We start from the raw sequence: 23,858 nt of genomic DNA on the forward strand, positions 1-23,858 counted from the left end.
TCCAAGTCACAGGGCCGATGCAGTGCCGTCCAGCGGCCCGCCCGATCCCTTGCCCTTGCTCTTTTTGCCGCTCTTCTTGCGGCCCTTAACGTTCTTTCGACGGCCCTTTACAGGCTTGTTGTCGAATGCTTCCGGCGACGTGACTGCGATTTCGGTCTCGCAGCCGCTGTCCTCCTGCTGCAGGAAGGTCACGCGGGAAATAAGCATGTCGCGAAACACGTCCTGAAAGGAATCGGAGACCTCGACCATTTCATTGACGCGCCACAGACGCCCGTTCGCCTTGTAGCCATGAACGCGATAGGAGATTTCCTCGCTCTCGCCGCGCTTGGTACGCATGCGCCAGTCGGCTTCATCCTTGCAGCCCTTGTCGTCGGCCTTGGAGCGGGCCAGATGCACAATCGGACGATAGCGCCTGATTTCGTCGTCAGTCGCCTCGCCACTGGCGACAACGCCGCGCCGTTCGCGTTCAGTTGCCGAACCGTCAGTTGCTTCCCTGTCTTCCGGCTTTATCGGAGCACTGCCGCCCAGAAGCGGTGCCGCACGACCGTCGCGAACGGTAGCAGCCTTTTCCGACTGACCGCGCACGATAACCTTGGAATGCCGATCCTTATGGGTGAACTGGCCGGAGGAGCCTTTCACGTTCCCAGGCAGCGAAAGTGCTGCCGGAGCGCGATTGGCTCCGGTCCGGGTGATGACGACACCGCCGACACCATCCGACATGACAAGGGCATGGCGCTGGCGTGTACCCTTGTCGATGGCGCTCAAGCCGGTTTCGGAAAGATCGATACCGTAGCGCGGGAATGCGTCGCCGGTATCGATCTCGGAGCGGACGGATAGCCCGAATGGCTCTGCGATGCGCTTGACCGCCTCTTCCAGTTTGATGTTGTTAAATTCGGAAGGACCAGTCGGCGCGGCCGTGCTGTCGACCAGATCGCCCGCCTTGTCCTTGCCGGATATCGAGACCATGGCGCGCTCTTCATCGATATCGGGCGAAACGGTTTCGATATAGCCTTTCAGGACGAGCTGATCCTCGACATAGGCTTCCGCTTCCATACCGGGCTTCAGCTTGAACACCGCATTTGCAGGCGATGCAAAATCGAAGGTGGACAGCGCCCGGCTATAATCGCGCAGTTCGAAGCTGAAGGAGCCGCTGAAATCCTTCAGGTCGCGGGTGATGTTGGCATTCGTCCACTGGTCGAATATCTGCCCGTTCACCTTCAGCCAGATCGAGCGCGCCATTATTCCGTCACCTCGACGCGGCCCGCAGGAATGCGGGCTGGATGGCGCGGCCGGTTGCGCTCGATGATCGAGAGGTAGCCATCCTCGATCGTGGACGGATCGTCACCATAGATATGATTGGCGATCTGGAAAGCGTCGGAAGGTCGATCGGTCTCGATAATCCGAGATGCTGGCAGACGCCCGATCGCTTCATTGATATCCGCAATCAGGCACAAGCGGACATCGCGGGTGGCACGAATGGTGGCACTGGCCTCGGCTGCAAAATCGGAATCGGAAAGACTGGATAGCAGATCGGTATAGGCGTCCAGTTGACCAACCAGGCTATCACGCAGCGCGCTTGCTTCCGCCCGCGATCCAAACTCAACATAGGCCGCAAGCTGTCCAGCCTTGGCAAGCGCATCGCCCGCCGTTCCGGCCAACAGCACCGTGTCCGGACGCGATACGGTATCACCGGCAAGAACGACAAAAGCAGCACCGGCACTGGCGTTGATATCGAGCGCCTGACGCGCAGAGAGGCCGGTGGAGGAGCTGATTACCTCTGCGGCCGGAGCAACTGCCGGTGTTCCGGCGAGATCAGGAACGAGATTGACGATCATGTCGGTTACCGAGCTGGCAGCGCTGGACAAGGCTTCAGGCGTGGCAGGCAAGGATTGCGGCAGGGCTGCGGAGATCATCGCAGAGGCCCGACCGGCGCTGGACTGCCAGTAGGAAACAACCTGTCGGGCGGTGCGCTGTGTGGCGTCGGTGCGAAGCCGCGACAGGGTTCGCCTCGATGTCGATGTGGTGAGAGACGCGGCAAGCGAGACAAGCGAAAGGGCAGCACCGATCAATGCCGAGGCGGTTGAAGCAAAGCCGGAAAGTCCCATGCCATTATAGCGCTTGAAGGTGGCGCTGAAGCGGACGACGCGCAGCTCGTGCGCGGCGAAGGAAATCTCGGCCGTGTCTTCCATGATGACCTGCATCGGGCCAAGCCATGGATGAATAAGCGTACCCGGTCCCGGTGTCTCGAACGCGGCCTTCAGAGCCTGTGCCTGGGCAATATAGGAATCGCTGACGATCAGCCCTTCAACCTGGACGGTTTGGGTTGCAAGGCCGAAATCGTCATACGCCGCCTGATCGATACCGGGAAACAGATGCTCGGCAACGCGACGGCCGACCTGTGTTGAGGTATCGGGCACGTGGAACGAAATCCCACGATATGAAGCTGGAAGCAGTCCTGGCAGAACGTCGCTGATGCTGTCGAAGATCATGATTACACCTATGCCCTGCCGATGACGCGGCCGCGATCGGTCGTAAGCCCGACATTCTTGTTGTCAGACGTGGCGCTTGCGAGCCTGCCCGGACCATCGACCTTGATGCGGATATCGCCACCGACATTGACCGACTGCGCCGGACCGGCAACAGCTGCAAGGCGTGTTGGCGTTGAGAGACTGGCGCGCTTTTCCGGTTCATTGGAGTTGGCGGGAGAAGATGGCCGCAAGGTCGGCCCCTTCAGGTAATCGTCCATTGTGCTATCCCGGTTGCCGTTCGAAGTGCTTCCGTTAGGAAGAGCTTGCCCCGGCTGGACCGTCGCACCGCTCCAGAGACTTTTTATTGCCGCTGCTAGCGACTGTAGTTTTGCGAGAATGGTGTCAATGCCGCTCATAATCTTGTCTCGCACAACGTCAAATCCGCTCGACAGCATGTCCCATGCAAGGGCCGGTATCTGAATGGGTGTCGTCAACAGGCTCCAGAGCTTTTCAACTCCTGTGGCAAGAAGATTGACAGCCTGACCTGCAGCGTCAGGAAATATGCTGATCCAGTTTGGCTTTTCGCCGGTAGCCGCCCATTTGGCCAGATCGGCTAGTCCCTGAACGACGATGGAAATCGACTTTGCAAACAGTTCAATGCCCTTGCCACCAATCTGGCCAAGCTCACCAATGAAATTGCCGATCGTCTTCAATGAGCCGTCTGACGTCTTGAAGCCTGCAAGCTTCATGAGGTTCGTACCGAGAAGACCGAGCGCCGATCCGAGTTCCTTCAGGCTGTTCCACGTATCGCCCATCGAAGCAAACGCGCTTCGGAGGCTTTCACCGATCGGCGCCAGTGATGGTTCGATGCCGGAACCGATTTCCTTCAAATCATCCCAGGCCGTTTTGAGCCCGTTGAAGACGCTTTGAAGCACCTTCAAACTGCTAACCTTCAGGCTGTCAAAATTGATATTGGCGAAGATCGAGCGGGCACCGTTCGAAATCCGCGACCATGCGCGTGGCGCAGCATCCGCGACATAGTTCCAGGCACGAACCGCGCCGTCCGACACGCGCGACCAGACGCGGGAAAGATAAGGCTGTGCCTGTCCCCACAGACGCTTCGTGCCTTCCCATGCCTTGGAGGCGCGGTCCTTCAGGCCGTCCCAGAACTTCATGAGCCTGGGCGCGACCTTGTCCCAGTTCTTGGCAATCAGGACGCCAGCGCCAGCCAGCAGGCCGATCACAATGCCAAGCGGTGACAGGATCACGCCGATCAACGCGCCGATTGCACCAAGCCCCGCACCGATAATCGGAAGGACAAGGCCGAGCGCGCCAAGCGCCGTGACCAGGAGAACGACACCGCCTGCGCCAGTCAGCAGGGTTTTCATCCAACCGCCTGTTGCCTGATCAATCTGCCGCACCCAGCGGATACCGGCGAGCAGCCATTCATTGATGGTCGGAAGCCATTCACCGAAAGCAAAGCCGACCTCGCGAATGGACTGTGTGCCAATTTCGTTGAGGATCGTCAGCTGCCGGTTCATGCCCGCCATTTGTGTCTCAAAATCGGTATCGATCGCTGCACCCGTCGCGGCGGCGACCTTCTCCTTGATGTCCTTGTATTCCTGGACGTTCGCCATGAACGGCACGATGAAATCCAGAACCTGCTGATCGGAGAACAGTTCGGAAACCTTGCTGGCTGCGCCGATCGCTTCCAGCTGCTGGCGAACATAGGCAAGCGCCTCGGCACCCTTGAGGCCGTTCTTTTCTGCGGCCTTCATGTATTTGCCGATCTGCTCTTCGCCGACGCCGGTGAGCTTTCCGACCTTCTGCAGCATGGCTTCCAGCGGGTTGATGCCCTTGGATGCAGCGTCCAGCATGACGGCCTGAATATCGACGCCCATGCCCGCAAAGTTCTTGATGGTGCGCTCAGACAGTGCCTTCGACAGGAAGTTCGAAAGATTGTTCGCCGCGATCGACGGATCGGACGTTCCCTTCATGGCGATCTGGAGTGCCGAGCCGAGGAAGTTGACAGCCTCGCGGCCCTTCACGCCGAACTTTGCCACCTGCGAAGTCAGGCGCGGGAAATGCTGCGCCATGTCCTTCAGCTCGAAGGAACCTTCCTTACCGGCGATCACAAGCGCACCAAGACTGTCGCGCATCTGATCGGCGGGAAGCTTCAGGTTGTTGAGCATGGCGGTGCCAACGCCAGCCATGTCGGAAAATTCCGCATTCGCAGCCGTGGCAGCGCGGCCGATATCGCCAATGGTGGCGTCGATCAGCTTCTGATCTACGCCCGCAGCAATCATCTGGCCTGCACCGGCCGCAATCGTTTCCGACGCCTGACCGATGACAAGGGCCAGTTCTTCATACTCAACCTTGGCCTTGGCCGCGAAATCAAACGCGGCCTTGCCGGAGAGTTCGGCGGTGCCTGCAATGTCGAGCAGCTGTTGCTGGAAGGCTGCAGCTTCCTGAACCGGCCCCATGAACGAAATAGCGGCAACCGCCGTACCGAGTATCCCGATACGGCGCGCAAAGCCGGTCAATTTCTGAAGGTTGCCAGTAAGGCGACGCATCGGACTGGAGAGCTGATCGCGAAGCCGGACCAGAACATCGAGCGCCATTGATTTTGATGCCATGGTCTAGCCCTCTGCCTCTTTGATCCTGTTCCGATACGCCATGATGCTGTTCCACCAGAAGGTGGCGGTTGCCGCATCCATCATGTCGAGTTCAGCGGCAGAGAAGCCCGATCCATCGGCGATCCCGCCGAGGATTACTTGCCAGTCTTCCGGCCACTCGCCAAAAAAGAGGACAGCACCTGCGCAGATGCGGTGATGTCGGCCGCATCAAGCCTGTCATAGAGCACGTTCATGATGGCCTGGCTGATCCGCGTCGAACGCGAAAACGCGACGACGTTCATCGAATCTTCGGAGGTGGCGGAAATAGCCCGTTGATCAGCGCCGGTCAGACGATGGAAAGTCAGCTCGGAATATTTTTCCTCGCGTACTTTCCCGCCCTTCTTGATCTCCAGTGTCCGAGGATAAAGCAGGGGCAGCGTGACCGAGCCATTGTCATTCTGGATGGCATGATCCGGCAGGCGATCATTCGGATCGATGTCCTCATCGACATCGGCGACCACGCCAGCCTTGGTGGAAACGGGTCTGTCCAGGTCCACCACTGCGTCCGTGACCGGACGCTCTTCGTCGGTAAGATCGAGATCGACAACATTCTTAGCCATTAAAGCACCTCTTCAGGAGCGCCGCCCGCCCACTTGAGTTCAATCTTGCCGCCTTCGCCGCCGGTGATGTCCGGATGGTCGGTCAGAAAGGCGTCAGCGAAAATGAAGGTCTGGCCGGTATCGCAGACAACCTGCAATTCGCCTTCGCCCTCATCCCAGAGACCGCCATAGCGCTGTCCCTTTTCGAGGTTCGTTGTTGCGGTGACTTCCGAAGCCTCGAACTCCTGGGCGCGACCGACCTTGCGGCCATAGGTGACGGCATTGTTCTTGATGCCACCCACCTTGATCTTCGCGCCCTTTTCGACGGGGATGTTTCGGCCCCGCCAGACAATGTCCACAATGCCAAGTACCTGTGCCATGGTTCTCGTTCCTTACCTTTAGACCTGGAATTCCAGCGAACCGGCGAGCACCATCAGATTGCCGACGATGTTGATCTGCTGTCGGCTTTCGAGGCGGTCCTTGTCGCTGGGCGAACGCTGGAAGGCGCTCTGTTTGATGGTGGCCTCGACATTCTGTATCCAGACCAGATCGCCATAGCGGCGGCAGCGGCCCGCCCAGGAGGCATGCATACGGCGCGGTGTGACAACCGATGAACCGGGTTCCTCGTCATTGCCGACATTGGTCGCGAATGCCGCGCTGTCGTCATCATCCGTGAGCTTGGCGCGCGGATAGAGCAGCGATACGTAGGAGTTCCAGTCGTAGCGGATGCGCGACAAGGTGGCGGGCACCATGATGTCGAGCCACGCATCATCCTCCACGTTGAGGTTGGATTTCCGGTACGTGGTAATGAGGCGCGAGATGGTGACCGAACCGTCCGAAAGGCTTTCGAAGGTCGATACACCACGGCGCAGCAGAAGATCGCGCTCTGTTTCGATGAACTGCTCGGCAGCACCCGGCGCGTCAACGCCGGGAACAACAAGCGAGCGCAACTGGCGGGCCGGATCGTTGGCAAGGTGGAAGCTTGCAAGCCCCATGACTGCCGCCGACAACACCCACGAGCTGGTCGGAGAGCCATTCAGACCCACTGCCGTCATGAACGGGCAATTCGTCAGCTGGCCCCAGGTGCCGAGATCGGCAAACGTACCGCTCTTGCCGACATAACCATGCGCATCGAGCTTCGACATCGCGGTGAAGCGATTGGTCAGGAAGTCTGCAAACACGCCCATATTGGTCGGATCGCTGAACGGCTGCTGGATCGCCGTGTACCAGGTGTTGGCAATCACATCGAGCACAGGCGTCAGATCGGGATTGCCAGACCCGCCCGCCATCTTGCCGATTGCAACGTTGAGGCCGGTCGGCAGCGGCTGCGTCTCGATGTCGACGCGCAGATCGATATCGTTGCCGACTTCACCGCCATGGCGGCTGGTGACAGTGACGACACCGGCAGCGGCCGCAGCGGTAACCGGCAGACTGGCGTTTTCGTTGATCGCAGCGGCGAGCGATGCGGCCAGCTGTGCGACGGTGGCAGTGGACTGCGCGGTAAAACGCACCTGCTGACCGGCAATCTTGAAGCGAAGGACAAAAGCCTGCGAGACAGCACCGGTAAACGTGATGGTGCCGCTGGCCTTCACTGCGTCTTCATCGTCAGCGATCGCCATGACGAAGAGGCTTTGGGTCTTGTTGGCCTTGCGGAACGCCTTCACCTGTTCGGCGCCGATCGAACCGATACCGAACAGCGCCTGACCTTCGGTGTCGCGAACGACTTCCGTGATGGTGCCAGGCTGCAAGGTGCCGGTCGCAAGCTTCAGGCCGATGATCAGGTTCTGCACCGGATAATCGAAAATCCCCTTGTTGCGATAGTTCGGCTTGACCTCAAGATAGGTGCCGGGAGAGCGCCAGTCGGTCGGGATTTCGTCAAAAACGAAGTCAGCCATGATTATTTACCTCCGTTCCTGGCCTTCGCGGCCGTGTCGTCGTTCGCGCTGCTGTCAGTGCCGGTCGGCACTGGCGCGGCCGGGGCCTTGCCGCCAACTTCGACCAGATCGCCGTCCGCGATGCGGCGGCGTATATAAAGAGTGACGGGAACCGTCGCGCCGCCTTCAGGCCAGTCGCGGCCATCTTCCATGGGCACGGTGCGGCCGGGTGCGAGCTTCAGCTTTTTCTCAAGCATGGCTTTCCTCGGGGTTGATGGTTTCGGTGATGACGGGTTCTTCCGCGTCGTTCGTGATCCAGGTGATGCCGAGCGATTTCAGATCGTCGGCAGTCTTGATCTGGAAGGCGGAAAGCGGCGACGTGAAGCGCACATCGAAATCGACCTGGGCAAGGACGGTGGCGTCGTCAGCCCATCCGTCCGCATAGACCGCTTCGGCACGTGTGACCGTGCAAGTGCCAATGTCAGACAAGGTGCAGCCGCTCAAAAGGACACTCGAGACGTCGATCATGGCATCAAGGCCGATATCGAACCGATCGCCCTTGAAGCGGGCATCAAGATTGCTCGATGCTTTCACGACCAGGACAAGCCGCCAGTTGGCAGCACCCGACAGCAAGCGGCCGTGGTCCCGATCGGGCTGAAGGCCCATCCACGCAAGACCAATGAAAGGCTTCAGGCGAACGATGCGTTCAAATTCCTTGACGGTCAGAACGGCAGGAACGCGATCGATCTGGAATTTCTTTTCCGGGAATGCGAGGCGCAGCCGCGCGATGATGGCGGCTTCCATGACCCGGATCGGCGCTTTGGTGAGTTCGGGTTCAGCCATCTCACCAGCCCTTCAGCGATTCATCGGAGAATATGGCGGGACGACCGGAAAAGCGCGGGCCATTGGACTTCCCAAAGTTTCCGGCCGATGCGGCCTCAATGGAAATCAGCCCCTTGGCAATATTCTCCAGCCAGGTAATGACTTCCTTGCGTTCAAGGCGCATCTGTTCGGTCGGCTCGGTACGCTCACCCTTCGCAAGATCATAACGGGCGAGAACGCAAGCGGCGCGCACGATGTCTTTCGGAACCTCGGCAAGCGGGACCTTGTAGCGGCCGCGCAGATAACCGTCGATCAGCGCCGTGGCATCTGCCAGGGCAACTTCGATCTTGGCCGGATCAAGGGTTTCGGTTTCACGGTCTTCCGGCATGGAGAGCCGGACCATTTCCGTGTTGCCGAAACGCTCGACCATATTTGCGACTGTGGCGTACAAGTGCCGTTCTCCAGTTGGGGTGGAAGCCGCCTGCCGCGACGGCTTCCGGGTCATGGCCTGTTTCAGCGGCGGCCCGTTATTAGTCTTCGAGTTCGATCAGCTCCGCGACCAGATCGGGATCGCCCAAAATCTGGTTGAGCTGGAAAGGCTCAAATGCGGTGACCGAATATTCATTCGTGCCGGTGTGACGACGACCGCCACGGCGGATGCCCTCGACCTTTGCCGTGATGCGAATGCCGTTACATGCAAACTTGCCGTGCTTGGCGACGTAGGCTTCAACAGCAGCTGCGATGAAATCAAAGCCTGCTTCCTTCGCGGCCTGGACGGATGCAGCGACAATCGCATCGATGTCGATCTCCGAAGCTGCCGCCGTGTGATCGTTGACGGGACCGACCGGATTGCCGGTCCCGTCACTGGTCGCAGTCGCCGGGGAGGTATTGGTTGTCGTTGCGTCACCCTGGACGGCACCGCCGTTGTGACCGGTGTTGTCGGGGGTGTTTGGCAGAGGGCCACCAACCGGCTCGGCAGCGGGTACCTTTGTGGTGGTTTCGGTGGGCTTTGCAGCTTTCGCCATCATGTTGCTCCGTTTCTTCAGGGCTTTTCAAAGGGGCCTTGAGACCCTTTTGAGAAACCCTCCCGCCCGTTATGGCGGGAGTGCTTTTCAGTTCTTCTCGATCAGCTATTCGATGAGCGTTCGGGGAACTGGAAGTGGCAGGCGCACATCCATGCTTTTCGACTTGGCGAGGATCGACACATCTGTCGGTCGCAACATCGCGACGAAGGCCAGACCAGAGGCCGGTTGACGGCTCGCATCCTGACTGACGGTCGCCACCAGTGCCGTGACGGGCACGAGCGCTTCGTGGTTGCCAAGATAGAAATCGACAGGATTGGAGAGGATTTTCTCATAGGCGGGAACATCAACAGCCGATGCCGGGGCAATCGAAGTGAAGGCCATGACGGCCATCATCGCCAACATGCTGCTGAAAAGAATACCCACTTTCCTCATGGTAAAACTCCGGGTTCAAGTGCAGTGACAGGGGTAGTCCGGTATGCGCCGCCCGCTGTCGGTGCGGGCGGAACTCTTGGGACGCGCTGGATCAGGCCAGCAGCGGGATGACGACCGGCTCGGCCGTGCCCTTCCACTCGTTGCTCTCTCCATTCGCGGCCAGCTCGTTGAGCAGCAGCTTGCGGGCTGCACCCTCCAGTGTGGACGGAACGAGCAACTTGCGCGGATTGATGGAGATGACTTGGCCGTTGCGCTTGCGGATGGTGGTCATCGCGGCGCGGGCGGCAGCGTAGTTCTCGGCATTGAGCGGCTGCTTGGACTTGTAAATCAGCTGCCAAAGGCCGTAACCGGCGTTGCAGCGACCATCGACGCCGTAGACGGCCTTGCCGGAGAAAAACACGGTGTCGTCGGTTGGCTGATCCTTGCGGATAAGGCGGAACTTTTTGCGATCCTGAAACACGATTGGCTTGATGACGCGACTGTCATCAAGCAGGTACCAAGCCGGAGATGAACCCTCAGCGAAATTGGAGACCGACGTTTCCTTGCCGTCTTCATCGTAACCCGGATGATCGGTATCGAAGAAGTTCTGGCCGTCATAGCACTTGGTGGTTTCGCCCTTTTTGAGAAGCGGGAACACCAGCTGATCTGGAAACTCCGCCGCATCCTGGCCGAGCTGCTCAGCCATGGGCGCAAGAAAGCCGACCTGGTCGTCTTCGATCTGGGACTGGCGGATACCAATCGTTCCCTCAAACTCCTTGTTTCGGATAAGGTAGTTCTGGGCCGACAGATCGTGAACGATGCGATCACCGATCCATTCACGAATGCCAGGGAGATCGTCCATACGTGGATACTCATTGGCAGACGTGGTGGAATTGACCGTCATGGCAACGGTCTTGTAGTGCGTAGAAGTCGATTCCAGCCGGGTATTGAAGGCCGTCGAAATGGCCGTATAGAGGCTGCGCATTGTGGATGGAGTGATATCCATGGGTCGTTTTCCTTATGCGCCGACAGAAACCCACGTGCGGCCGTCACCGAGACCGGCAATGGTGCCGACCTTCAGCTTGCCGCCCGTAGCGTCGAGCGTGAGAGTTGCATCATCGGCGGCGTAGACCGGCTTGCCGATGTCGGCGAAAGTGGCCTCAAATTCGAAACCGCGCGTGTCGCGGATGGCAATAACGGTCACATCGCCGTCAGCTCCGTCGCGGTTGTCGATGTGGAGTTCTGCCAGCCCAACGATCGCAACAGCATCGGCATGGGCTGCGGGTACTGCCAGACCGGCAGCGGTGACGGCGACGATAGCCCGTCCGAAAAAGCGGATGCCCGCCTTGACCGGATAGCCGAACCGGGTACCGTCGCGGCTCGGGATTTCGAGATCGCGAGTAGCGGCCATCAGAACAACTCCTTGTGGGACTTCTTGGTCTTTGCGAACTCGGCAGGATCAATGCCCATCAGCTCGCAAATCTGCTGATCTTCGGGAGAGAGTGCCGGATCGCCACTTTCCTGCGGTTTGTAGTTGCGTAGCGTTGCCGAATGCAGCGAAGGGAGAAGCTTGATCTCGTCCTCGACTTCCTGCGCATTTTTCATGTGACGGCTGATGAAATGCTCGCGGAGCGCCGGGACCACCTTGCCGTCTTCGACAGCGCGATTGACAACCGCTTCCGCCTTATCGCGCGCCGCCCCGTTGGTCAGGGTGGTAATCTTCGACTGAAGGTCCGTGACCGTCTTGCGCAACTCGACCTTTTCGGCATCGTCGCCCGACTGGCGGGACTGAAGCGAGGTGACGATCTGGTCGCCGGAGGCATCGATATTGACACCGGCAGTTTCCACGACCTTCGCAAGCGTTGCCGAATGCAAGGTCTTTTCCGTGACGGCGGCGAGGATCGCAGCCGCGTCGGCGTCTTCTGGAAGGCCAAGCGCCTTCCGCAGTTCTTCTTCCATGTCCGGTTCTCCGGTTAGGTTGGCTGTATGGAGGGAATTCAGCTTGAGGTTCGGATCGTTGGTGAGCGAGGCCCGGCCGATCTCAAGGACACGGTGCGGCTTGCCCTCGGTCACGAAGAGCGCTGGCGACAGGTAGCCATATTCGCGGCCACTGACGGCCGCGTTGCCGCGAGCGTTCCATTCAACCTTGCCCCAGATGCCATCTTCGCGAGCTTCCATGTCCACGATCCAGCCAAGCGCCGGGCTTTCGAAGCCCTGCGTTCCAAGCTTGTCTGTGGAATGATTGATGTCGATCGGAAGCTTGCGGCCAGCATTGCGAAACTGCGCAACGATCTGCTGGAGATCACCGGCAACGTAAGGGCCGCGACCGTCTGCCCCGCTGAACGTGCCAGCGGGCATGAGGTGCACCCATTCCGGCACAGCGGTCACCGACACGTCATCGACGGCCGGAAGGTTCATCATAAGGGAGGTCAGACGCTTTTTCATGAACGTGAGAAAACCACGTCCAGCAAAAGCTTATCATGCCCGCAACGGCGGGCACCCATTAAGAGGCTTTAAATGCGGCGTTGAAGAGCGCTGAAAACGGTCTCGGAGATCATGATCTGATCATCGTCGGAAATACCGAGATAAGGACGCGCCGGTATCGTAACCGACTTTGCCAGCACAATGCCAGATGCCAGACGAAAAACAAGATGTGAAGCACTTTTCGGCTTGATGGTTGCGCCGAGCTGGTGAACGGCAGCATAGACGGCGTTGGTTCCGACCGTCACCTGGTCACGGCCTGCGCGATGATTGATGCTGTCGCGCAGACGGCCGCTTTCCGTCAGGATACGGCTATTGCGCTTGGTTTTCTTGTATTCGGAGTTCAGAGTCTTCCACGCCACGCCATCGGGGGACTTCTGGGAGACGAACCGGCGATGTGTCGACCCAACCAGGCCGGAACCTATGGCGCTCATGATCGGCGTTGTATCGCCCATCACGGTAATCAGCCGGGTGAAGGCTTGGTGGACTGCCTTGTCCTCGATCTGGACATTGATGGAAACTCCGCTCATTCCGCCTCTCCATTGAGCCAGCTCATGCCGGGATTATATTCGAAGCCCGGATCGACGCCCTGGGGAACGCGAACAGTGCGCCCGCCGACTTCCTCGGCGCGAAAGACGAGATCGGGTGAAGGATCAGGGCCAGCCTTGCCCTGGCGGCGCAACCCACCTTCGGAAACCGGCGTCACAAAACAACCGCAGCGCCAGCCGTTCGGCGGATAGTTCGTGATCCAGAACGGATCGTCGGCGCGCCACACCATACCGTCCCAGGACAAATGTTCCTTGCGCGGATGAAGTGAACCGGAATGGTTATATTGCCAATACGGAAATGCTTCGAGCGTTTCGGGTTCCGTAAGCTTGGCATAGCGACCGGCTGCATAGGCCGTGCGCAAATTGGTGTCGAAGATAATGCGGGTGCGCCAGTTCCGTTTGCCGCGATAATCCCAACCATGTTTTTCCACGATTGCATCAAAAGACTGACGGAACTCTTCGATTGTGGTGCCTTCTTCAAGTGCCCGTTGGATCTCGCGACGGAAGTCATCGAGCAGCGCATCCGTTGCAGCTCCGGCAACCATGAAAGCTCTCGAATGAGCTGTAGCATAAACATCTGTCCAGACTTGCGTCTTGACGTTGGTCTTGCCGGATAAGAAGCGGATTGCTTCATCAAAGGGCAGATCGAGGGCCGATACCGTATCTGTCATCGTGGAAGCTCCCGAACCATCAAATTTGAAGGCCATTTGAAGGCCATAGACGCGCATTCCCGATTTTTTGCGGGATCGCTTCACAAAAGAAGCTGATGCGCGTCTGTGGCGGTTTATTTGCGTCCGGCAATGTCATCGATCAAAGCGGCCTGTCCGGCGAGATGCGCCAAAGCCATTCCGCGTGCCATGGCTTGTGAAAGCTCATCCGGTGAAAGTTTCATCCGGGCGAGCTCGTCGGCTGCGTCGGCAATCGTTTCCGCCGACATCAGCGCCGTGCGGATTTCTTCGGTAAGGCCCGCAAGTGCTCCCGCCGCATCATCCTGAAGCCGGTCAGTCAGCTTCCCGATAATGTCTTCAGTCGGCGATTTCGTTTCGCGAGCGTTCAGCATCTTGCGAATCGAGTTAAGCTCAGGCGCACGCCCGTCCGATTCAAACAAGCGATCCATCACGGAAGGCTGACGCCCGCCGATAACCTCTTCTCCTTCTACTGGAGCCGGAGCGCCGAGGCGTTCGCGGATATAAGATGCGCCAACCGTGAGACCGTGTTTGGCAAACTTGTCGAAGGCTTCGGCAAACTCCTTCAACATCACTTCGTCCGGACGCCCGATACGGACGATCGGATAATGATCCTGCGGCCCGAAATTCATGGCGATCAGGTTTGGAATAAGCTGGCGAATGATGGTCGCGGTGATCATCATTGCGTCCGCGCGCTCGATATCCTCCTGGACGAGGCGATGCTCGCGAGCAACCGCATGTCCCCCGCCGACAGCGTCGGTCGTGGTCGTCTGACCAAGAACGGCTTTCGATACCTGCCGGTCCATCCAGTCGGCGCGACGCTCGTAAAGGTCGATTGAAGTGCCCTTCGCAGCCACTTCCTGAAACTCGATCTTCATGCTGTCGGGCATGATCGCGGCCATATCGCCAGCGATCTGCGTCACTGCGCGCCACAGGACATCCTTGTCCTCTTCCTTGGCGTCACCTTCGTAACGGCCGATGCGGATCGGCATGCCGAAGTTCTGGACGAAAATCGCCCAGTCCTTCAGCGTGAAGCTCTTGTACATCCATGCCCAGGATGCCACGCGGGCAATGCCGGAACGGATCGTCAGCCCCGATTTCGACGGGTGCCGGTGGATGATAAACTTGTGAGCCGGTAACGGTTCTTCTGCCGGATCATCACGAAGCACAACCGTTTCACCGTCTGCGCGGGCAAATGTAAACCAACGCTGCGGCCGGTATGTAATCTCGCGCGGTTCCCACCGGCTAAGCCGGGTTTGCCAATCGATCTCCATAACCGAGAAACCTTTGCCGATCGCATCGAGCATATCGAACAGACATGCCCGCAGCACATCATCATTGATCCACGACTGCACGAACTCGGCGTGTTTCTTGTGATCGGCCGCGTCACTGGCTGACTTCACTGTAATCGGGAGCTGCGCCACGGAACGCTTGCGGGTGGACATCACCCCGAAATAATGAAGGTCGCGCTCCTCGATGTCCTCTGCAAGCTCCAGATAGGAGAGCGGATCACCTTCAGCAGCTGCGCGATGAATGGCTGAAAGGCGACGTGGGTTAAGCCCCTCGGCCGGATGACCGGATATGACGGGACGAACGCCGCCGGTTGTCGGCCCGGCATAGGGTCTGGTGACTTCCTGCCGCTTCAGCGGATTGCCATACTGATCGACCAACTGTGCCATCAGAGCGAACCTCTCAATTGTGGATTAATCGAACGCTCACGATCATCGGATCGGCTGCGGCCATCGGACGGCACATTGCGGCGTGTTTCGTACCCGTATGCCATATGCGGCGTACTGGCGGCATGGATGCCAAGGAACGCAGCCCATGTCCGGTCGGCGTGATCGTCATCTCTCTCGGCAACAAATCGCGGCGCGCCGGTCGGAGATGTGACCTTGCGCAGTTTGTGCAAATCGGAGCGAAGCGAAACATTGCCCATCGGAATGCGAACGGTCCGGTCCTCGAAACGCTCCTTGCCGCCATTCGCCATGATCAGCTTGCTGCCGGTGCTAAACAGGACGCCCTCGACACGACGACCGTAGCGGCGCTGCGCGTCCTCGACCACTTTTTCGCCCATGCCGGTCTGGTCGATGCAGGCCCGCGCCACACGATAACGCATCATTACGTCATCAAAGGCAGCATCCATGTCGGCAAAGGTGGCGCGCTTCTGTTCGATGATTTCGCGACACCACAAGACATCGCCGATCTCTTCCCATACCCAGATCACATGAAGGTCGTTGCGTCGGCCAATATCGCGCCCGACATAGCAGGCGTTGCCCTGATATCCCTCCGGGCTTCCTGCATTGTCGTCTTCGACCGATGAGATCAATTCGTATGATAGCCAGGCGCTCGCCTCATCGAGATATTGCAGCTCATATTCCTGCGCCCAGGCATCTTCGTCGGCAATACCGGCGCGCAGCTCCTCGATGTTGCGCGGCAAGCCGTCCCTGACCGCCTGATAGATATCGACAACATGCCGTGACCAGGTATCGTCATTGGCGGTGTCCAGTTCGAAGAATTTCCCGCTCTTGCCATTCGGTGTCGACGTGACACGCAGTTTCCAGTTGGCCGAGATTACCGGAAAGAGCGCCTTCCAGATCGCGTTACTATCTTTGTGGAAGGCGAACTCATCCAGAAAAACGTTGGCAGAGAACCCGCGCGCTGTGTCAGGATTTGCTGGCAGAGCCGTGATACGGGTGCCATGCGGTAATGTCACTTCCAGCGCCTTGTAGCTGCCGGTGTCACCCTTCCAATCAAACTCGCTGGCGTCAAATGCCATGCCGTAAGCCTTGGCGTGAGGATATATTCCTTCCAACATGGCTTCACGAGCTTGACGTTCCCCACGGCTCAATATCACCCATCGTGTACGCTGGCTCTTTACGGCATGCTCAAAACTGTCATCAACACACTCAAGTGTTGTGGTGAACGTCTTGCCTGTTTGGCGGGCAAATTTGCCGATTTTGAAACGGCTTTTATCCGTGATCCAGCGGCGTTGATAACCGTAAAGCAAAGGCTGTGTCATCAGGATGCCCCATAAGCTTCACGGATCATGCGCAGGATTTCTTCGCCATCCACCTTGCGGCCTGCTTTCTCGACGGCGTCGGTCGCATCACCGACAGCCTTCGCCAGCTTGGCTGTGGCTTCTTCCTCGGCCTTGCGACGATGTTCGGCAGAATGGCGTTGCGCAACCACGGTTTCCTTATAGGCGCGCGCCAGTTCCATGGCATTCTTGGAATTGAGGCCATCGCCGTCGAGCAGCTCATCGATGAGGGTTTTGAGGAACTCGCCGAGAACAATATCGGACTTGCTGATTTCCTCGGGCGTGAGTTTCTCCGCGATGCCAGCGTAGATGTAACGGCGCTCTTCCAGTTGAGAAGCACGGCGGGACAAGCGCATGGCTTTACGGTTGAAAGCCGACTTCGATATCGGTCCGATGCCCTTGACTTCCAGACGATCATTCAGCTCAAAAAGAATATCCGCCTGACTGCGGCGGCGTTCATTGAGCTGACTGATTGCCCAGACAACATCGTCCTGGGCGTCTTCCGGTAGTAACTCCAGGCTGTCGAGCCTGGAACGGCCACGCCTATCCTCTGTCATGGCTCATCACTCCACGTCGCCCGGTCGCTGGATGCCTTCGAGGACGAGGCGGCGCTCGACATGATCCCGGCCTGTCCTGGTCAATGTGGCGATAAGGGCTGTGCCTGCGGCATTGATGCGTACAGCGCCGGCTTCTGTTTCAAGCCAGCGCATCTGATTGCGCAGATATTCGCGGGTGCGTTTGTAGCCGAATACCTCCAGCTCGCGTTCAAGCAGGCTGTCGTTCAGACTGGCATTCGTCTCCATCGCGAGCGCCTTCAGGATAATGAGGCGTACATTCTGATCGACAAAATCCTTGTAACCCGCCGTCATTCCTAACGTCCTTTCTGCATCAAAAATTCTTCAACACGGCGTGTCGTCCGTTCGGTCGCCTCTGACGACTTCGCCATTATGCCCATCTGGCCCTTGATCTCGGTGATCGCGAGCTGGAGTTGATGGACGGTTTCAGTGTTCGGCATGTGTGACAGATCATTCTCGACCTTCGACAGTCGGTGCTCGTGATCCGAAACCTTGGCCGATATCTCTTTCGCGCCCTTACCGATGTATCCGCTAACCACGCCGAGGAAGGCCGCAGCCGCCAGCAAGAAATTGATGAGCTGCCCGATCTGGGCGAGTGAGATATTCTCCAGCATTAACGACGCCCCCTGGACTGCTCGCGTTCAAGTTTGCTCTGACAGTCCACACACCGGCGCGCCGATGGCAGGGCTGCAAGCCGCTCCGGCTCGATCTCCTCGCCGCAGCGGACGCAGATGTCCGATCCGTCTCCAATCAATGCAGCTGACGCGGCAGCTATTCCCGCGTCCCGCTCTTGCTCGGCGCGCAGATCGGCCAGCTCATGTGCCTTGTTACCCGCTTCCATCACTTTGGCCGCTCCGCAGGAACTGGCACCGCTTCGATCGCAGCAATGGCTGCACCGCGCCGCTGTTCACAGACGGCGAGTGCGGCGCGATCCTTGCCCCAAAGTGGTGTCAGCTCTTTCGCCGACAGCGCGCGATCAGGCAGAGTGACAGGCGGATCGCATGGCTTGCGCGCTTCAGACGGCACTTGGCCCCTGACGAACTCAGTACGGAGGATTGGCTTTTCCTCCGAGGAACTGGTTGTTGAGCAGCCGTGAGCGATCGACATCGATGCCACTGCCAGGAGTGTCAGAAAGTGCCGCATTGGCATCCTCCAGTTCTAGGACCTTGTTGTTGAGGCGGTTGATTTCGGCCTGGGCTTTTTCCTGCGCGGCCTGGGAGGCTTTCATCTGCTCAATGATATTTTTCGCGGCAGCTTCATTGGCCTCGGCGATCTGTCGAGACCAATCCGCATCACGGGCTTTTTCAGCGGTTGCAACCGCATCACTGATCGTATCGTGGAGCGCGCGGGCAGCACCGAAAGCCAAGGTCGCTGCTGCCAGCATTATGATGGCGGCAACAACAATCTGGGAGGTCCACTTGCCGAACCATGCCGAGAGCGCTGCAATCATGGCTGGTCCTCCCGGCGATCGGTGAACAGAGCCTTTGCCTGCGCCCAATAATCGACAGACCCGAAGCCCCGATGGACGCCGAGAACGCCGACGATCAGGGCGACCATGGAAGGCACCACGATCGGAGCAATCGCAACGGCCTGTTCGGAGCCGACAGATGCAGCGCCGACCAGAATGATGATGACAGTCCAGGCGAGATAGAAACTGCCCCAGAGATAGCGGCGGCTGGAAGTATAGCCCGGTTCCTTGATCGGCTCGCTCATGCCACATCCTCCGGCATAAATCGCTGAAGGCTGTTCATCGTCTTCGGCCCGACCAGGCCATCGGCGACCAGACGATGATCGCGCTGGAATGCCTTCACGGCTTGTTCGGTTCCCGGCCCAAAAATCCCGTCGATCGACAGATGGTAAAAACCGGCAGTACGAAGGCCGCGCTGGAGATCAGCAACGGAAAGACCCCGCATGCCATGACGCAGCACGGTGTCTCCCGGCTGGAAGGCGATAGCGTCGGCGCTGATCTCCGCAACAATGTCCTTGGCCTTGGCGAGATAAGCTGCGCGGTCGCTCAAACCATTCGTGCCACCGTTGACGCGCTTGGTGATAGCGACAAGATCATCGCGGTCGGCAAGGTCGTTGAGATTACGGGTGGACCAGAAATAAATGACAGCCCATGCAGCCCATGGCCACGTCGCCACCAGTTCGGGCTTCAGTTCGAAGTTCGGCGCATCAGAGTGGTACTGCCGTATCCACATTGCGAAGGCGCGATAATTGGCGCGGCCGGTCAACTGGATCGGGCCACGGCCCTTGAAGCGCTTGCCGTCACCGGGCTGGGTATTGCCGAGATCGGCGCGACCTTCATAGGCGGCACCGCTGGCGTATTCTTCCATCGCGCAAAAGCCATCGCTCTCGTGGGCGAGCTGTGCGAGGAAATGGACGATGCGAAGTGAGGTCGTAACCTGAAACCGCTTCAGCAGTTCCGGCAGCAAGGGTCCAAACGATGAAATGATGGATTGCTGTTGTGCAATCTTTTTGACCGCGACACGCGGAGCGAGCGCGGCCAGCACCGTGTGATTGATCTGGGATGCAAGGTCGGTCACATCACGCCCTCCGCGAAACTGTCTTCTTTGGCTGTTGCCGTGGCCGTGATTGGCCGGTTCAAGACAGTTTTACGCGGGCACGCGATTGCTAATCATGCCGTAGAAGGAAGGCGCGACCATTATCTATTCGGAGGGAAACATATCGATCTGACGGTCGTCAGTCTTTTTAGTGCGGTATTTCACCGGCGAGCGCTGAAACAGCTTCTCAACACCGTTTTCAGTGATGCCCAACTTACGGGCAATCTGTGCATTCGACAAGCCATCGTCGTCACGATAGCGGCGCGCGCGAAGATCGCGCACCAATGGCACGCTTATGTAGTCACCGCCATAGCGACGTGAGAGCTTGTTTGCAATATCGATCCCGACACTATCGATAAGCTGCGAGCGATCAATATTCGACGGAACGTAAAGGCGAATACCTGCATGCTCTTCTGCAAGGCGGATGAGGCCGTCCTCACCAAGCAGACCGAGCAGTTCTGCTACGAGACGATGATCCTTCAATGTTGCCTCCCGATCTCGGCGGAAAGCGCCAGTTGTTGCGCGGTGACCAGACGCAAGCGGGCTTCCAGCTCGACACGCTTATGGCAATGTGGCCGGAGCGCATGGATACGTCGCTGAAGGGTATTGCGCTCATTCTGGAGCCGCTCGATCTCGGCCAATTCTGGCGCGATGAACAGAGGCAGATTAACCAGAGGTGCGGATTGCTGAACCATCATCATGCCCTCACCATTGCCAAAACGCGCACGGCGCGCTTTATTGGAGGAAATTTCTGGGGGTTGATATGAGACTGATACTGGCTGGACTGTTGATAGGCACCTGCTGCGTGGCTGCTCATGCATCCGATAAGGGATTTGAGGAACAGGCTGCAGATCAGGTCGCATTGATGGTTGCGAAAGATTTGTGCGCGCTTCAATACGATGAAGGCGCGGTGGCCCAGTTCGTTGTCGCTACTGTGCCGGTCTCGCGCATGGAGGAATTTTCTCGCACGATGGCCGGACTGTACCTTACCATTCGCCCGAGGCTTGAAGGCGGTTCTGCAGAGCAATTGTCGACTTACTGCAAAAACACCAAGGCTTACGCCGAATACAATGGCTTCACCAAATAGCCGCGCCACCCGCCCGGATTTGTCCCGGCGAATTGATGTCGTTTCTGATGTGGCGCGGATCGTGAAAATCATGGCCGCGCCGTTTTTCTGATCTCTGCGCCAAGCGCATTCATGACCGGTTGCCATTGCTGCGGCTTGAGCTCTTCAAAATCGAACTGGTCATCAAGGCTGAGAACTGCCCGGACGTATCGGGTGAAGCTACCCGGCTCCGGCAGTCTTCCTTGCTGCGAAAGCACACTCCATTGCGCTGCCGCAACTTTCGCGCCGTGTGCGCGCCTCCAGCCCTGCATGAACATATCTTCCTGCCAGACCGGGCCGACTTCGCGTTCGATCCACTTTTTGACGCTCTCAATCGCTATGCGCGCATCAGCCCAATCATGAACGAAACGGACATGATCTATTTTCGTCTGGCGCTTCACGAAGGCCAGCAAAGCTTCATCAGCAGGGTTATCGAAAACCCCAAGGTTCCAGCCTGCGATCCACAGAGCCTGGAGCTTTCCGGCGAACTTGCCTTCAAGGCGCTTTCGAGAGCCTTTTGAAGCGGGCTTGAAGCCCTGACGACGAAACTCATCAATGAGCTTCAGCCGCTCGCCTTCAGTCATGGTCGCAGACGAATGCTTGCCGGTGACGCGAATGCAGATCGCGCGATAGGTATCGTCATCAAGGTCCAGCTGCTTTTTTGCGACGTGTATGGCGGCGGTGGATTTCATCTTACACCTCCAGCAGAATGGTCTTGAATTGATTCTGGCGAGGGGCAAGAAACATAATGAAGCACGGTATTAAGTTCGGATTGTTCATCTTTGCCGTGGCTATATTTTTGCCAATCATGTTCCATGACCGGGACCATGACGCCTGGGCGAAATGGGTCTACGACTACCAAACCCTCATCGCCGGCACTGCTGCGGTCATCGCAGCTGCATACACCGTACTGCAGATGATGAAGTCCGATCAGCTCCAGGAGAGGCGGCACCGACAGCTGCTTTTTACGGGACTTCGGCGCGAGTTGGTGACAGCTGAGAGACTGCACGATTTCTTCGCGCAGTACTTTTTCTTCACAGAGGCCTATATTAGCCAGTACCAAACGGTTCGACCGAAAAATGCGGACGAATGGACTTATCCAAAACGTCAAGCATTTTGGATGGCAATCGATGGGGCCTTTTACATGGGCGAAGCGCTGAACGATGAATTGGTGAAGGCATCGTTCAATGAACTGCCAAGTGATCTTCTGCTTCAGATTGGATACGCGAAAGCTCGTATTGCAACTTTGAGAGAGAAAATTCCCAATACGATCCCCGATGGTTTCGATAAGTCTGTCATGGTTCCCAGCGGATACGATCCTGAAGTCGACTTTCTTCTGCAAGAAACTCGCGAAGCGGTGAAACGTATACTGGGAGCAATCAAAGCATGGCAGGATGGCTTGCGCAAAATCTATGAAGATTAAAACTCTCATGCCACACCAGCCTTCATTGGACGCACAAAGACGCGCCGATGGTGATGCTCGCAGAAGCTGGAGCCGATTTTGACGGGATGGCCGCAAAACAGGTGCTGTTCGCCCTTGGCAGCGTGGTTGACCGCGAACCGGCATTGACGAAGGTTCAAATCGGCTAACGGCAGGCCGAGAGGATTAGCGGGCGTTTCCACTTCGGAAATATCGTCGCAAACGAAAACCAGCTCCGGCTCTGCAATTGGCTCGACGACTGGTGCAGATTGTACCTGCCGAGCTGGAGACCGAGCCGCTGTTTTCATGCGGCCTGACTTGTAAGGCGACGATTCCGCCTTCGGCTTGCGCGCGGCGCCTACACCGGACCGAAGCCCGATCTCGCTCAGCATCTTGTCGCGGTGAATGACGCTGATGATCGCATTGCGGCTGATACCGAGGCGCTTGCTCATCTGCCCTGCTGAGAGACCTTCGCGGAGCAGCTCGGCGACGACTAGTTTGCGATCTTCGGTCCAGGTGGTGGATTGAGGACGGTTGCTCATGCTGCACCTGCCTTGTGATTATCCCGAGACTCAGCGATGTGTTCAACATTCGATCGAGGGGGATGATGATGACCTGGACGGCAAACTTGGACTTGATGGCCGGGACGATGGCTTACAATATCGTGGCTCGGAAGCTTGCGGTTCGCTGGCTTGAAACGCAGCCGCGCCAAGAAGAACTTGCTGCGTTGATCGAAGAGCTGAAAAATGCGGCTAAAGGCGCGCACTCCGAAAATTCGCTTCCTCCAGATATCGAACTTCGATTGGTCGAGAGAATGATTGTGCTGATTGAGGAGTTCTTTAAGGAACTCCCGTCCATCGACGCCTGAAGGTACAGCGAACAACTGAATTCCGGCCCCTGTGCAAATGATGCATACGCCATCGATAATCATTCCGATGGCTGTGTGCTTTGTTTGGAAACAATTACTGCCCATTGCCGCACCTCACGCCTTGGCCATATCGATCGTGACTGCACGCCACTGATCGGTGATGGATGCTCGCTCGTAAAAGCGCACATATTCCTTGGAGCCGGTGATGCGCATCGCCTCGCGGATGGCCCGCATGGCTTCCTGCCAACGCGGATCATCGATATCGAGCCGCAGCAGCATGAAGATTTCGGAGCGGTTAACCTTGCCTTCCTTGTCGGTGTTGAAGGCTCGCGTAATGACTGCGCGAATTTCCGGCCGACTGTCAGCGGCCCATTCGGTCAGGCATTCATCCAGGAGGCGCTTGGCGACCTGCAGTTGCGGCCCGAAATCCACGAAATCGGCTATCTGGACTGTGACACGCTTCAGGCCGTCAAAGCTCTGATAAGTGCGATTACCCTTCGGACCACCCTTGGTGACGCCGTACTCCTGCTGGAGAAGCGCATCAAACTCGCCAAGGTCGGTCATGGTGTGACCGCGAAACCGGCTGATTTGTTCTGAAAGGCTGGATGCGTATCGCATGACCTTGCGGACAACTTCATCTTCCAGCTTGTCAGCGGGCTTGATCGCTTCCACAGGGACGAGGTTTCCCTTGGCATCGGCCATGTAAGGCTTGTCGCCAACCATGGTCACGCCCTGTTCGGAGTTTCCTGCGAAAGCAGCA

General features: G+C 58.0%; 34 protein-coding genes. 4 read left to right on the forward strand and 30 right to left on the reverse strand.

The genetic code is table 11. The features are described 5' to 3' along the window. Window positions 1–6 precede the first annotated feature (6 nt). The 27 genes from MKS82_RS22130 to MKS82_RS22260 all read right to left on the reverse strand — a co-directional run bounded on the left by MKS82_RS22130 (window position 7) and on the right by MKS82_RS22260 (window position 20,188). Window positions 7–1,239: a phage baseplate assembly protein gene (locus MKS82_RS22130; RefSeq protein WP_240579263.1), complete on the reverse strand. Its 1,233-nt coding sequence runs from the start codon at window positions 1,237–1,239 to the stop codon at window positions 7–9. Then, on the reverse strand, window positions 1,239–2,489 hold the full coding sequence (locus MKS82_RS22135) for a DNA circularization N-terminal domain-containing protein (RefSeq protein WP_240579264.1): 1,251 nt from the start codon (window positions 2,487–2,489) through the stop codon (window positions 1,239–1,241). The genes MKS82_RS22130 and MKS82_RS22135 overlap by 1 nt, the downstream gene beginning before the upstream one ends. Before the next feature lie 8 nt (window positions 2,490–2,497). Next, window positions 2,498–5,104: a phage tail tape measure protein gene (locus tag MKS82_RS22140; RefSeq protein ID WP_240579265.1), complete on the reverse strand. Its 2,607-nt coding sequence runs from the start codon at window positions 5,102–5,104 to the stop codon at window positions 2,498–2,500. A gap of 134 nt (window positions 5,105–5,238) precedes the next feature. Next, the gene (locus tag MKS82_RS22145; protein ID WP_094543729.1) at window positions 5,239–5,703 is read right to left on the reverse strand and encodes a hypothetical protein; all 465 of its coding nucleotides are present in this window, start codon (window positions 5,701–5,703) and stop codon (window positions 5,239–5,241) included. Next, entirely contained in the window at window positions 5,703–6,062 is a 360-nt protein-coding gene (locus MKS82_RS22150; RefSeq protein WP_094543814.1) for a phage tail tube protein, read from the reverse strand. Before MKS82_RS22150 ends, MKS82_RS22145 begins: the two co-directional genes overlap by 1 nt. A gap of 18 nt (window positions 6,063–6,080) precedes the next feature. Continuing rightward, window positions 6,081–7,577: a phage tail protein gene (locus MKS82_RS22155; protein WP_240579266.1), complete on the reverse strand. Its 1,497-nt coding sequence runs from the start codon at window positions 7,575–7,577 to the stop codon at window positions 6,081–6,083. A 2-nt stretch (window positions 7,578–7,579) separates the two neighbouring features. Further along, the gene (locus tag MKS82_RS22160; protein WP_240579267.1) at window positions 7,580–7,813 is read right to left on the reverse strand and encodes a DUF2635 domain-containing protein; all 234 of its coding nucleotides are present in this window, start codon (window positions 7,811–7,813) and stop codon (window positions 7,580–7,582) included. After that, the gene (locus MKS82_RS22165; RefSeq protein ID WP_125335768.1) at window positions 7,806–8,399 is read right to left on the reverse strand and encodes a hypothetical protein; all 594 of its coding nucleotides are present in this window, start codon (window positions 8,397–8,399) and stop codon (window positions 7,806–7,808) included. The genes MKS82_RS22160 and MKS82_RS22165 overlap by 8 nt, the downstream gene beginning before the upstream one ends. A 1-nt stretch (window position 8,400) precedes the next feature. Further along, window positions 8,401–8,829 (reverse strand): gp436 family protein, encoded by a 429-nt coding sequence (locus MKS82_RS22170; RefSeq protein ID WP_094543818.1) that lies wholly within the window; start codon window positions 8,827–8,829, stop codon window positions 8,401–8,403. A 79-nt stretch (window positions 8,830–8,908) separates the two neighbouring features. Further along, on the reverse strand, window positions 8,909–9,403 hold the full coding sequence (locus tag MKS82_RS22175) for a hypothetical protein (RefSeq protein ID WP_240579268.1): 495 nt from the start codon (window positions 9,401–9,403) through the stop codon (window positions 8,909–8,911). A gap of 105 nt (window positions 9,404–9,508) precedes the next feature. Next, window positions 9,509–9,835: a hypothetical protein gene (locus tag MKS82_RS22180; protein WP_240579269.1), complete on the reverse strand. Its 327-nt coding sequence runs from the start codon at window positions 9,833–9,835 to the stop codon at window positions 9,509–9,511. Between the two features lie 91 nt (window positions 9,836–9,926). Then, entirely contained in the window at window positions 9,927–10,820 is an 894-nt protein-coding gene (locus MKS82_RS22185; protein WP_240579270.1) for a Mu-like prophage major head subunit gpT family protein, read from the reverse strand. A 12-nt stretch (window positions 10,821–10,832) separates the two neighbouring features. After that, window positions 10,833–11,225: a hypothetical protein gene (locus MKS82_RS22190; protein ID WP_240579271.1), complete on the reverse strand. Its 393-nt coding sequence runs from the start codon at window positions 11,223–11,225 to the stop codon at window positions 10,833–10,835. Next, window positions 11,225–12,259 (reverse strand): phage protease, encoded by a 1,035-nt coding sequence (locus MKS82_RS22195; RefSeq protein WP_240579272.1) that lies wholly within the window; start codon window positions 12,257–12,259, stop codon window positions 11,225–11,227. Before MKS82_RS22195 ends, MKS82_RS22190 begins: the two co-directional genes overlap by 1 nt. A 68-nt stretch (window positions 12,260–12,327) precedes the next feature. Beyond that, window positions 12,328–12,825 carry a phage virion morphogenesis protein gene (locus MKS82_RS22200; protein ID WP_240579273.1) on the reverse strand — a complete coding sequence of 166 codons (498 nt, stop codon included), beginning with the start codon at window positions 12,823–12,825 and terminating at the stop codon, window positions 12,328–12,330. Next, window positions 12,822–13,514, reverse strand: coding sequence for a phage minor head protein (locus MKS82_RS22205; protein ID WP_240579274.1), 693 nt, complete (start codon window positions 13,512–13,514; stop codon window positions 12,822–12,824). Before MKS82_RS22205 ends, MKS82_RS22200 begins: the two co-directional genes overlap by 4 nt. Before the next feature lie 113 nt (window positions 13,515–13,627). Beyond that, window positions 13,628–15,208 carry a DUF935 domain-containing protein gene (locus tag MKS82_RS22210; protein ID WP_240579275.1) on the reverse strand — a complete coding sequence of 527 codons (1,581 nt, stop codon included), beginning with the start codon at window positions 15,206–15,208 and terminating at the stop codon, window positions 13,628–13,630. Next, window positions 15,208–16,548 (reverse strand): terminase large subunit domain-containing protein, encoded by a 1,341-nt coding sequence (locus MKS82_RS22215; protein ID WP_240579276.1) that lies wholly within the window; start codon window positions 16,546–16,548, stop codon window positions 15,208–15,210. The genes MKS82_RS22210 and MKS82_RS22215 overlap by 1 nt, the downstream gene beginning before the upstream one ends. Continuing rightward, the gene (locus MKS82_RS22220; RefSeq protein ID WP_125335787.1) at window positions 16,548–17,123 is read right to left on the reverse strand and encodes a phage protein Gp27 family protein; all 576 of its coding nucleotides are present in this window, start codon (window positions 17,121–17,123) and stop codon (window positions 16,548–16,550) included. The genes MKS82_RS22215 and MKS82_RS22220 overlap by 1 nt, the downstream gene beginning before the upstream one ends. A gap of 6 nt (window positions 17,124–17,129) precedes the next feature. After that, window positions 17,130–17,435, reverse strand: a complete 306-nt coding sequence (locus MKS82_RS22225; RefSeq protein WP_240579277.1) for a VpaChn25_0724 family phage protein — start codon at window positions 17,433–17,435, stop codon at window positions 17,130–17,132. Window positions 17,436–17,437: 2 nt separating this feature from the next. Then, the gene (locus MKS82_RS22230; RefSeq protein ID WP_083699691.1) at window positions 17,438–17,755 is read right to left on the reverse strand and encodes a DUF2730 family protein; all 318 of its coding nucleotides are present in this window, start codon (window positions 17,753–17,755) and stop codon (window positions 17,438–17,440) included. Then, complete coding sequence (locus MKS82_RS22235) at window positions 17,755–17,982, reverse strand: TraR/DksA C4-type zinc finger protein (protein ID WP_076773857.1); 228 nt, start codon at window positions 17,980–17,982, stop codon at window positions 17,755–17,757. Before MKS82_RS22235 ends, MKS82_RS22230 begins: the two co-directional genes overlap by 1 nt. Then, complete coding sequence (locus MKS82_RS22240; RefSeq protein WP_240579278.1) at window positions 17,982–18,167, reverse strand: hypothetical protein; 186 nt, start codon at window positions 18,165–18,167, stop codon at window positions 17,982–17,984. The genes MKS82_RS22235 and MKS82_RS22240 overlap by 1 nt, the downstream gene beginning before the upstream one ends. A 16-nt stretch (window positions 18,168–18,183) precedes the next feature. Next, window positions 18,184–18,591 carry a hypothetical protein gene (locus MKS82_RS22245; protein ID WP_240579279.1) on the reverse strand — a complete coding sequence of 136 codons (408 nt, stop codon included), beginning with the start codon at window positions 18,589–18,591 and terminating at the stop codon, window positions 18,184–18,186. Continuing rightward, window positions 18,588–18,854 carry an NAD(P)+ transhydrogenase beta chain gene (locus tag MKS82_RS22250; protein ID WP_240579280.1) on the reverse strand — a complete coding sequence of 89 codons (267 nt, stop codon included), beginning with the start codon at window positions 18,852–18,854 and terminating at the stop codon, window positions 18,588–18,590. The genes MKS82_RS22245 and MKS82_RS22250 overlap by 4 nt, the downstream gene beginning before the upstream one ends. Beyond that, window positions 18,851–19,687: a peptidoglycan-binding protein gene (locus MKS82_RS22255; RefSeq protein ID WP_240579281.1), complete on the reverse strand. Its 837-nt coding sequence runs from the start codon at window positions 19,685–19,687 to the stop codon at window positions 18,851–18,853. Before MKS82_RS22255 ends, MKS82_RS22250 begins: the two co-directional genes overlap by 4 nt. Before the next feature lie 123 nt (window positions 19,688–19,810). Beyond that, a complete protein-coding gene (locus MKS82_RS22260; RefSeq protein WP_240579282.1) occupies window positions 19,811–20,188 on the reverse strand; it encodes a hypothetical protein in 378 nt (125 codons plus the stop codon). Here MKS82_RS22260 and MKS82_RS22265 point away from each other — a divergent pair. Beyond that, the gene (locus MKS82_RS22265; protein WP_240579283.1) at window positions 20,188–20,472 is read left to right on the forward strand and encodes a hypothetical protein; all 285 of its coding nucleotides are present in this window, start codon (window positions 20,188–20,190) and stop codon (window positions 20,470–20,472) included. The two genes, MKS82_RS22260 and MKS82_RS22265, sit on opposite strands and share 1 nt — an antisense overlap. Next, the gene (locus MKS82_RS22270; RefSeq protein ID WP_240579284.1) at window positions 20,469–20,792 is read left to right on the forward strand and encodes a hypothetical protein; all 324 of its coding nucleotides are present in this window, start codon (window positions 20,469–20,471) and stop codon (window positions 20,790–20,792) included. Before MKS82_RS22265 ends, MKS82_RS22270 begins: the two co-directional genes overlap by 4 nt. A 68-nt stretch (window positions 20,793–20,860) precedes the next feature. On the opposite strand, the gene MKS82_RS22275 is transcribed toward MKS82_RS22270, so the two are convergent. Continuing rightward, window positions 20,861–21,502, reverse strand: a complete 642-nt coding sequence (locus MKS82_RS22275) for a phage protein GemA/Gp16 family protein (protein ID WP_240579285.1) — start codon at window positions 21,500–21,502, stop codon at window positions 20,861–20,863. Window positions 21,503–21,558: 56 nt separating this feature from the next. Here MKS82_RS22275 and MKS82_RS22280 point away from each other — a divergent pair, with 56 nt between their 5' ends. Beyond that, window positions 21,559–22,233 (forward strand): hypothetical protein, encoded by a 675-nt coding sequence (locus MKS82_RS22280; RefSeq protein ID WP_240579286.1) that lies wholly within the window; start codon window positions 21,559–21,561, stop codon window positions 22,231–22,233. Window positions 22,234–22,238: 5 nt separating this feature from the next. Here MKS82_RS22280 and MKS82_RS22285 read toward each other — a convergent pair whose 3' ends face one another. Continuing rightward, entirely contained in the window at window positions 22,239–22,772 is a 534-nt protein-coding gene (locus tag MKS82_RS22285; RefSeq protein WP_240579287.1) for a GcrA family cell cycle regulator, read from the reverse strand. Between the two features lie 68 nt (window positions 22,773–22,840). On the opposite strand from MKS82_RS22285, the gene MKS82_RS22290 reads away from it, so the two are divergent. After that, complete coding sequence (locus MKS82_RS22290) at window positions 22,841–23,098, forward strand: hypothetical protein (protein WP_240579288.1); 258 nt, start codon at window positions 22,841–22,843, stop codon at window positions 23,096–23,098. A 114-nt stretch (window positions 23,099–23,212) separates the two neighbouring features. On the opposite strand, the gene MKS82_RS22295 is transcribed toward MKS82_RS22290, so the two are convergent. After that, the gene (locus tag MKS82_RS22295; RefSeq protein WP_076771973.1) at window positions 23,213–23,821 is read right to left on the reverse strand and encodes a DUF3164 family protein; all 609 of its coding nucleotides are present in this window, start codon (window positions 23,819–23,821) and stop codon (window positions 23,213–23,215) included. Window positions 23,822–23,858 lie beyond the last annotated feature (37 nt).

The sequence above is a fragment of the Ochrobactrum sp. A-1 genome (assembly GCF_022488005.1).
GTDB lineage: Bacteria > Pseudomonadota > Alphaproteobacteria > Rhizobiales > Rhizobiaceae > Brucella.